The organism is Paraburkholderia sp. (assembly GCF_036488505.1).
In the GTDB taxonomy this organism is placed as follows: Bacteria; Pseudomonadota; Gammaproteobacteria; order Burkholderiales; family Burkholderiaceae; genus Paraburkholderia.
This window is the reverse complement of record NZ_DASXHN010000024.1, coordinates 1-8,465: the sequence shown is the minus strand read 5'-3', so window position 1 is coordinate 8,465 and position 8,465 is coordinate 1. Positions and strand designations below refer to the sequence as shown.

Annotated in this window: 7 protein-coding genes and 1 pseudogene; 6 read left to right on the top strand and 2 right to left on the bottom strand. The window is 65.7% G+C overall.

The genetic code is table 11. The features are described 5' to 3' along the window. The first annotated feature begins 52 nt into the window (after positions 1-52). Positions 53-1,348, top strand: a complete 1,296-nt coding sequence (locus VGH68_RS01560; RefSeq protein WP_331601747.1) for an MFS transporter — start codon at positions 53-55, stop codon at positions 1,346-1,348. Next, entirely contained in the window at positions 1,345-2,361 is a 1,017-nt protein-coding gene (locus VGH68_RS01555) for an alpha/beta hydrolase (RefSeq protein WP_331601744.1), read from the top strand. The genes VGH68_RS01560 and VGH68_RS01555 overlap by 4 nt, the downstream gene beginning before the upstream one ends. A 21-nt stretch (positions 2,362-2,382) precedes the next feature. Here the strand turns inward: VGH68_RS01555 and VGH68_RS01550 are convergent, their stop codons facing one another. Further along, positions 2,383-3,993 (bottom strand): DHA2 family efflux MFS transporter permease subunit, encoded by a 1,611-nt coding sequence (locus VGH68_RS01550; RefSeq protein ID WP_414696877.1) that lies wholly within the window; start codon positions 3,991-3,993, stop codon positions 2,383-2,385. Between the two features lie 297 nt (positions 3,994-4,290). Here VGH68_RS01550 and VGH68_RS01545 point away from each other — a divergent pair, with 297 nt between their 5' ends. From VGH68_RS01545 to VGH68_RS01535, 3 genes are all read left to right on the top strand, one after another. Continuing rightward, complete coding sequence (locus VGH68_RS01545; RefSeq protein WP_331601743.1) at positions 4,291-4,953, top strand: alpha/beta hydrolase; 663 nt, start codon at positions 4,291-4,293, stop codon at positions 4,951-4,953. A 188-nt stretch (positions 4,954-5,141) separates the two neighbouring features. After that, a complete protein-coding gene (locus VGH68_RS01540) occupies positions 5,142-6,194 on the top strand; it encodes a rod shape-determining protein (RefSeq protein ID WP_331601742.1) in 1,053 nt (350 codons plus the stop codon). Between the two features lie 323 nt (positions 6,195-6,517). Next, entirely contained in the window at positions 6,518-7,306 is a 789-nt protein-coding gene (locus VGH68_RS01535) for an alpha/beta hydrolase (protein WP_331601745.1), read from the top strand. A 68-nt stretch (positions 7,307-7,374) separates the two neighbouring features. Here VGH68_RS01535 and VGH68_RS01530 read toward each other — a convergent pair whose 3' ends face one another. Further along, positions 7,375-7,776 carry a hypothetical protein gene (locus VGH68_RS01530; RefSeq protein ID WP_331601741.1) on the bottom strand — a complete coding sequence of 134 codons (402 nt, stop codon included), beginning with the start codon at positions 7,774-7,776 and terminating at the stop codon, positions 7,375-7,377. Positions 7,777-8,255: 479 nt separating this feature from the next. On the opposite strand from VGH68_RS01530, the pseudogene gltA reads away from it, so the two are divergent. Beyond that, positions 8,256-8,465, top strand: a pseudogene (gene gltA, locus VGH68_RS01525) (citrate (Si)-synthase); the annotation flags it as partial.

Genomic DNA, 8,465 nt, shown 5'->3' with positions numbered 1-8,465 from the left:
CCGGCCGCACCTGATTGCCACCGAGCCGGACCGGCCGCACTTGTCTCCATCGATGGTGCGCCGCGCGATCTTTGCATCGATACTCGGCAACGGCCTGGAATGGTTCGACTTTCTGATCTACGGCTACTTCTCGAAGATCATTGCGCAGGTGTTTTTCCCGGCCGGCAGCGGCTTCGTATCGCTGATGCTGACACTCGCGACGTTCGCGATCGGCTTCGTCGTGCGACCGCTCGGCGGCATCCTGCTCGGCATCTATGCGGACCGCGTGGGCCGCAGCCGCGCGCTGTCGCTGCTGATCATGTCGATGGCGGCGAGCACGCTGTTGATGGGGTTGACACCGGGCTTCGCGCGGATCGGCTATCTGGCGCCCGCGCTGGTGATCGTTGCGCGCGTGCTGCAGGGCTTGTCGGTGGGCGGCCAGTTCGCGACCGCGTCCGCGATGCTGGTCGAATATGCGCCGCCGGGCCGCAAGATGTTCTATGGCAGCTTCAATATGAGCGCGCAGTCGTTCGCGTTGCTGCTGTCGTCCGGCACCGGTTATCTGCTGACCACGCATCTGTCGCATGCGTCGCTAGTGGCGTGGGGATGGCGGCTACCGTTCCTGTGCGGCGCGCTTGCCGGACCGATCGGCTTCTATATTCGCCACAAGGTCGCCGATTCGCCGGAATTCGTCGAACTGCGCGAGCGCGCCGGCAAGCCGCCGCGTGTGTCGTTACGCGAGTTCTGGCGTAGCAATGGCCGCGCCGCATTCTGCGCGATGGGCGTGATCGCCGTCGGTGCCGCGACCAACTACGTATGGCATTCGTATCTGGCGGTGTATGTCGAGCGTCAATTGCATCTGCCGCTCGCGGTCGCGCTGCGCGGCGCGTTCTTCTGCGGCGTGCTCAACCTGTTTCTGTTCCCGTTGTCCGGAAGGCTCGCGGACAAATATGGCGCGTACCGGCTGTTCTATCCGGTCACGCTCGCGTGGATGCTGTGCGCGTACCCGCTGTTCGTGTATGTCGTGTCGGCGCCATCGGCTGAGCGCCTGTTCGTCGCGCAGGTGGTCTCGACCGTGTTTCTCGCCGCGATGTCCGGCGCGCATCCAGGGATGCTCGCGACGTTGTTTCCGGTGCGCAGCCGCTCGTCCGGCGTTGCGCTGTCCTACAACGTGGCCGTCACGTTGTTCGGCGGGATGGCGCCGTTCACGATTACCGGGCTGACCAGGCTGACCGGCAGCAGCCTCACGCCCGCGTTCTATCTCATTTTTGCTGGATTCGTATCGCTCGCGCTGGTGGGAATGTCCCGCCGCGGACACCCGGAGCTGGGCAGCGACGGCACTCATACCACAAGGATTTCCGCTTCATGACCGTGCCGCACCCCGCACACGACGAACGCGCGCCGAACGAACGGCCCGTCGACGTGATCGCATCGCAATGCCTGACTGTTTCCACGCCGCGCGGCGAGGGCACCGTGCCGTTCTTCGCGACCGGCGATTGGAATGCGCCGCAGCCGCGCGTCGAACGCGCGGTGATCCTGCTGCACGGCCGGCTGCGCAACGCGGACGTGTACTTCGAACTGGCGCGCCGCGCGCGCGCGGCGGCCGGTCTCGATTCGAACGACACGCTGCTGGTGGTGCCGCAATTTCTCGCCGCCGCGGACGTCGACGCGCACCGGGCGCCCGCGTCGACGCTGCGCTGGGAATGGACCGGCTGGATGGGCGGCGACGAAGCGCTCGCGCCCGCGCCGGTCAGTTCGTTCGCGGTGCTCGACGCGCTGTTCGCAGCGCTCGCCGACGTCAGCAGGTTTCCGGCGTTGCGCGAGGTGGTCGTCGCGGGTCACTCCGGCGGCGCGCAGGTCGCACAGCGCTACGCGGTGGTCGCGCAGGGTGAGGCGCCGTTGACCGCGCGCGGAGTCGCGGTGCGCTACGTGATCGCGAATCCATCGTCGTACGTCTATTTCGACACGCTGCGGCCGGTTGCCGGCGGCGGCTTCGCGCCGTACGACGTGGCTCGCTGCGCGGGCTTCAACGACTGGAAGTACGGTCTGCGCGCGCTGCCGGCGTATGCGCTCGATAGCGCCGCGGCGCTGGGTGGAGGCGGACTCGAACGGGCGTATCTGTGTCGCGACGTGACACTGCTGCTGGGTGATGAAGACTGCGATCCGCAGCATCCGGCGCTCGACCGCTGTTGCGCCGCGATGGCGCAAGGGCCGCACCGGCTCGCGCGCGGTCTTGCGTATGCGCGGTATATCGATGCGCGCGCCATCGCCGGCCACACCCATGCGCTGCACCGGATCCCCCGCGCGGGCCACGATGCCGACGCGGTGTTCAGTTCGCCGGCCGGGCTCGCCGCGCTGTTTGGCGAAGCGCGTCGACGCTGAGCCGTGTCTGTGCAACCCGGCTCAATGCGCGCCCGCCGCATCCGCGCCGCCGCCGCCCTTGACCGGCCGCGTAATCCAGATCAGCGGAATGATCAGCAGGAAGATGATCGCCGACACATAGAAGATGTCGTTCAGGCCCATCATCGCGGCCTGCGTGTTCACCGTGAAGTCGAACAGCGCATGCGCCGACTGTGTATTCAGGTGTAACAGCGACTGCGTCGTATCGATCTGCTGCGCGAACGCGGGATTGTCGATCGATGCCTGTTCGGTCAAGCGCGCGTGATGCAGTACCGTGCGGCTGTTCCACGCGGTGCCCGCGATCGACGTGCCCACCGCCCCGCAAAACACCCGCACGAAATTGGACAGGCCCGCCGCGGCTGGAATCTTGCTCTGCGGCTGGCCGGACAGAATGATCGCCGTCAGCGGCACGAAGAACAGCGCCATCGGGATGCCTTGCAGCAGGGTCGGCAGCACGAGGTGCCAGGTGTCGATTTCGATCACGTACTTCGAGCGCATGTAGAACACGATCGCGAAGCCGACGAACGCCAGCGTCGCGATCACGCGTGCGTCCGAGCGCGGCAGCACGCGGCCGAGCACCGGCGCGAGCAGGACCGCGAAGATGCCGAGCGGCGCGGTGACGAGACCGGCATCGACCGAGCGGTAGTTCAGATACTCCTGCATCCATTGCGGCAGCAGCACGAGGTTGCCGAAAAACACCCCGTACGCGACCGAGATCGCGATCGTGCCGCCGAGGAAGTTGCGCTGCTGAAAGAGCCGCAGATCGACGATCGGATGTTCGTCGGTCAGCTCCCACACGAGGAAGAACGCGAAGCTGATCAGCGCGACGATGCCGAGGATCGAAATCACCGGCGACGAGAACCAGTCGAGATCCTTGCCCTTGTCGAGCATGATCTGCAGCGACGCGACCCATGTGATCAGCAGGCCGAGGCCGACCACGTCGATCGGCGGCTTGCGCGTCGGCGATTCGCGCGTGCGGTAGATCATCCACGTGACGCCGGCCGCGAACAGGCCGACCGGAATGTTGATGTAGAAAATCCACGACCAGCTGTAACTATCCGTGATCCAGCCGCCGAGCGCAGGGCCCGCGATCGGGCCCACGGTCGCGGTCATCGCCCAAAGCGCGAGCGCGGTGGACGACTTCGCTTTCGGATAGGAGCCGAGCAGGATCGCCTGCGACAGCGGAATCAGCGGGCCCGCCACCGCGCCCTGGAACACCCGCGCGAGCAGCAGGATCGGCAGCGTCGGCGCGATGCCGCATAGCCACGACGCCAGCACGAAGCTGAGGATCGCGCCGACGAACAGCTTGATCTGGCCGATGCGCTGGGTGAGCCAGCCGGTCAGCGGAATCGACACCGCGTTGGCCGCCGCGAATACCGTGATCACCCACGTGCCTTCGTCGACCGATACGCCGAGGTTGCCCGAAATCGTCGGAATCGCGACGTTCGCGATCGACGTATCCAGCACGTTCATGAAGGTGGCGAGCGCGACGGCGATGGTGGCGAGAACCAGCTGGCCGCCTTTGAGTGGCGGCGGTCCCGGCGGCTGCGAGGGCGGTTGCGACGGTGGCTCGGAAGGCGGCGCGGAAGTGGACGCGTCGTTGGGCTGGCTCAAACGGTTTCTCCGGATGCGGGCGGCGAGTCATGCACATCGAGGGACGGGATGCGCGATGCGCCGTGGGCGGGAGCGCCGCTGCGGCGACTGCGCCGGGTGGTCGCATGAGCATACCTGCATTCGTTGGCAGGCGTCGTCGACAGGCACAGCGGATGCGGCACCCCAGCGGCGCAAAACGGGCCCGCGGCGTATGCTCGCGGCGTAGGCCGCGTGGCGCCGCCGAGGTCCTCCCGGCCGCATGCGGCGGCTCGGGACGAAACCGCAAAATCCGCGAATCAATACAGAAAGGAAACCGCAATGGCCTGGCAACAATTCGAACACGGCTGGCGCCGCGCGCCGCTGAACGCACCTGCAAGGAGCCTCGTCGTGCTGCTGCACGGCGTCGGCAGCAATGCGCGCGATCTGATGCCGCTCGCGGATGTGTGGAGCGACAGCCTGCCAGATAGCGCGTTCGTATCGCTCGACGGCACCGATCCGTTCGACGGCGGCTTCGGCGGGCGCCAGTGGTTCAGCTTGCGCGACGTCATCGACGGGAACCGCGAGGCGCGCGTGAGCGCCGCTTATCCAGCGCTGCGCGCGATGCTCGATGCTGAGCTCGCGCATTGGCAGTTCTCTTTCGAGCGGCTTTCGCTGGTCGGCTTTTCGCAAGGTTCGATGATGGCGCTGCATCACGTTGCGGCGAGCGCGGAGGGCGCGGCCGGCGTGGTCGCGTATTCGGGGCGGCTCGCGTCGACAATCGTTTCGGCCAACCGCACGACGCCGCTCACGCTGATTCACGGCGAGGACGACGACGTGATCCCGGTCAGCGAACTCGAACATGCGGCCGACGCGCTCAGCCAGGCCGGCTATCCGCTCGACGCATACGTGCTGCCGGGCGTCGGCCACACGATCACTGCGGACGGCGTCGAACTCGGCCGCGCCGCGTTACAGCGCGCGCTCGGCGCGATGTCGCGCGATTAATACCGTGGCAATCGAAACAGACGCTAAAGATTCCGATCTGCTTGCCGTTATACGGGCATTGGCTTGAGAATCACCCGGCCGCGCGCACAGCGCAGCGCCCAGCGGGGCGTGACGCGCGGTTTCGGGGTACCGGGGGCGCATTTTCAGACCGCCTGAGACGGCGGATAACGACACATCAGAGCCTGCTTATGGCCAGACCGACGCCGCATTACCCGCTCTTCGAGCGACTGTTCCGCCACGCCGTGGCGGTGGATCTCGGCACGGCCAACACGCTTATCTATACCGACGACGGCGGCATCGTGCTCAATCAGCCGTCGGTCGTCTGCTTCGAGAAAGAACCCTCAGCCGGACCCAAGCGTGTCGCAGCGGTCGGCACCGAGGCGCGCCAGCTACTCGGCCGCGCGCCGCTCAACCTCGAAACGGTGCGGCCGATGCGGCACGGCGTGATCGCCAATTTCTCGGCCGCCGAACACATGATCCGGCAGTTCGTCGATATGGCGCGCCCACGTTCGTTCTTTAGCCGGCGCGCCACGTTTATCGTTTGCGTGCCCGAAAGTGCGACCCAGGTCGAGCGCCGCGCGATACGCGAAGCCGCCGAAGCGGCCGGTGCGTGGAAGGTCAGCCTGATCGGCGAATCGCTCGCGTCCGCGCTCGGTGCAGGCCTACCGGTGGGCGAGGCGACCGGCTCGATGGTGGTCGACATCGGCGGCGGCACCACCGAAGTCGGCGTGATCGCGCTCGGCGGCACCGCGTATAGCGGCTCGGTGCGCGTCGGCGGCGACAATTTCGACGCGGCGATCATCAGCTATGTGCGCAATCTGTATGGCGTGCTGCTCGGCGAGCAGACCGCCGAGCACGTGAAGAAGAACATCGGCTCGGCCGTGCAAGATGTGCCGCTGCAGCAGATGAACGCCACCGGCCGCAGCGTCGACGACGGCCTGCCGCGCACGGTGCAGTTGAGCAATCGCGATATCGCCGAGGCGATCGAAGGGCCGTTGCGCCAGGTGATCGGCGCGGTCAAGCGCGGGCTCGAAATGGCGCCCGCCGAACTGGTGACGGACATCGCGCATAACGGCATCGTGCTGACGGGCGGCGGCGCGCTGCTCAGCAATCTGGACCGCCGCCTGAGCGACGAAATCGGCCTCGACGTGCACGTCGCCGACGAGCCGATGACCTGCGCGGTGCGCGGCGCGGGCGTCGCGGCTGCGGCCGGTCTGATCGACGAAGCCGGGTACGAGTAAGCGGATGGGAAGGCGCGGGTGAGGGCGAGGGAAGTGGCTGAAGTGGGCGAAGTGACTGAACTCGCGAACTTGCTAGGAGCGGTGCCCGTCGGGCGCTTGGCTGACGTCTACCTGACGCCCGTTTGACCGCTTATGTGACAATACGCGCGTCGCGTCCCATTTTTCAGGGACGCTCATCTGCTTAATGCCCAATGGCTTTGCCGGCGCCGTGCGCATCCGCGTGTGGCCGCCGCACTGCCCTCGACCCGCCCGTGAATCAATCCGCCTGCGCATCGCTGCTGTCCCCATCGCCATCTTTCGTCGAACTGCATAACGGTTTGCGGATGCCTTACGTCGAAGCAGGCGAGGGCGAACTGCTGCTGTTCGTGCACGGCTCGCTATGCGATTACCGGTACTGGGAGCCGCAACTCGCCGGCTTGTCGAAGCGCTATCGCTGTGTCGCGGTGAGTCTCACGCACTACTGGCCCGCGACCGACAGCGGCGCGGATCTGCCGTTTAGCTGGAGCCTGCATGCGGATGAAGTCGCCGAATTCATCGACCGTTTTGGCGGGGGGCCGGCGCACGTGGTCGGGCATTCGCGCGGCGGTTGCGTGGCTTTTCATTGCGCGCGACGCCACGGCCAATACGTCCGCACGCTTACGCTCGCCGACCCGGGCGGCCCATTGCAGATCGCCGGACGTCCGCCGGCGAGCCTGCCGGAGACGGTCAACGCGTTGCGCGCGAAAGCGGCACAGCTGATCGAAACGGGCGAGGTCGAAGCGGGCTTGCAGCTGTTCGTCGATTCGGTCAGCCGCCCTGGCTTCTGGGCGATGAGCACAGTAGGATTCCGTCGCATGGCGACCGATAACGCGCACACGCTCGCGCGGCAATTCCGCGATCCGCTACCCGCGTACGTACCGGATCAGGCCGCCCAGGTGCGCTGCCCGGTGCTGCTGATCGATGGCGAGAAGAGCCCGGACATGTTCCGGCGTACCGTGACCGCGTTGCAGTCGTGGTTGCCGGATGCGCGCCGCGAGACGGTGCGCGGCGCGTCGCATGGGATGAATCTCGCGCATCCATCCGCGTTCAATCGCTACGTCGACGCGTTCATTCAGGCGACCGGCGCCCGTTGAACAGACGTTGATTGCCACATCACGCGCGAGCGGCGAGCACGCGCTTCGCCGATCGCCGGGCACACGCATCAGGCCTTGCGATGTGCGTCCTTATCCAGCGCGAGTTCGGCCGTTTCGCCGACGAGCCCGTGGTAATAGAGGTGCACGCCGATCGCGAGCGAGTCGTTGCGGATCTCATGGAACGCCTTCCATGCCTTGACCGGATCCTTGAACAGCAGATAGTGCGCTTCGCGCGCGACCAGATCGGCGACTTCATGCAGCCCGTGCCCATGCAGTACGTTCACGAGCGTATCGAGACTGCGATGCGTGCGCGCGTCGGTGCGCGGGTACAGCATATGCAGCACCGCGACGTCCTGCGCCTTCAACGCGGCGGACAATGCGACGACGATGTCCTGATGGTTCAGCGCGGTGACGGTGTTTTCTTCGGTATGGACATGATCCGGAAACAGCGTTTCGAGCGAAGCGTTCATTGCATCCTTCCTGTCTTTCTTTGATCGGAAAAGCCCGCTTTCGAAGCGGGCCACAAGCATCAGTGCTGTAATCGAGTATCGCAGATGCGTGTGGCACGACGCAGTTCAAGCCTCGCAAAACATTGTTGCAACACCGGCTCACGTTTTTATCTGACTGGCGATGACTCATACGTGTCACGCGGCGCGGCGAAGATCAGCGCAAGGAGGCCGCGAACGGTGCACGCTCAAGCGTCGCGGCTTATTCGTAAGCGCCGCGTAGGTTCGCGGAAAACGAACCGGCGTGCGCGAACAACGAATGTTGCGTGCACTAAGATGGTCTGTTGCGGTCAATCGCCGCAATGGACTGCGCATGCGCCCGTAGAATGCGGGGCGGAGCCTGGCGCATGCCGGTCCTTCAACGAGCGCGCGAGCACCGCGTTTCACCGTACGACCTCATGCATGCCGGCACGCGTGCGGTATCAAAGCAAAGGAAGATGTAGATGAACTCGAAGACCCACGCAACACTGAGCTTCTCCGACAGCGACCAGACTGTCGATCTGCCGATTTACCAGGGCACGCTGGGCCCGGACGTCATCGACATTCGCAAACTGTACGGCCAGACCGGCAAGTTCACGTACGATCCGGGCTTCATGTCGACGGCGTCGTGCAATTCGGCGATCACCTACATTGACGGCGATAAGGGTGAACTG